Origin of the sequence: Caulobacter sp. (assembly GCF_017744445.1) — a bacterium.
Lineage (GTDB): Bacteria > Pseudomonadota > Alphaproteobacteria > Caulobacterales > Caulobacteraceae > Caulobacter.
Window position 1 is genome coordinate 1 of sequence record NZ_JAGIBH010000129.1, and the last position, 576, is coordinate 576.

The 576-nt window shown below is 66.0% G+C and carries 1 protein-coding gene and 1 pseudogene; one reads left to right on the top strand and one right to left on the bottom strand.

The features are described 5' to 3' along the window. Positions 1-232: pseudogene (locus tag J7528_RS24025) on the bottom strand (AAA family ATPase); the annotation flags it as partial. 118 nt (positions 233-350) lie between these two features. On the opposite strand from J7528_RS24025, the gene yajC reads away from it, so the two are divergent. Continuing rightward, a partial coding sequence (gene yajC / locus J7528_RS24030; protein ID WP_291879888.1) for a preprotein translocase subunit YajC occupies positions 351-576 on the top strand: 226 nt, incomplete at its 3' end.

Here is a 576-nt window from a genome sequence, read left to right on the forward strand (position 1 = left end):
GGCCGACGGCGAAGCGGCGCAGATTCTCGACGAAGCGGTCCTTCTGCCGATCCACCCCCACCAGCAGGTCCAGCGCCATCGGATAGTCCGGGGCCGGTACGAAGCTGCCGCCTTTCGGATCGTGCCGGAACAGCCGTCCGTCCGTGAAGTCCGGGGCGGCTGGAGCGGGCGGGACCAGGCGCTCCAAGGCGTCGGCGATGCGGGCGAGCAGGGGGAGGGCGGCGTCGGTCATGTGTTGCGTCCTAGCCTCAGCGCGCCGTCATTGCAAAAGGGGAGGTGAACGCATAGCTTCCGCCGACTTGGCGCGGGCCCATTTGAGGGATCCGGCCATCGACAATTCTGGAGTCGTTATGAATCCCGCTCTGATGCAGCAACTCGGGGGCATCCTGCCCATCATCCTGATGGTCGTGCTGTTCTACTTCATGCTGATCCGCCCGCAGCAGCAGAACGCCAAGCGTCACGCCGCCGCCATCGCCGCGGTCAAGCGCGGCGACAATGTCGTGCTGTCGAACGGCATGCTGGGCAAGGTCGTCCGCGTGGAAGAGACCGAAGTCGGTGTCGAGATCGCTCAGGGCG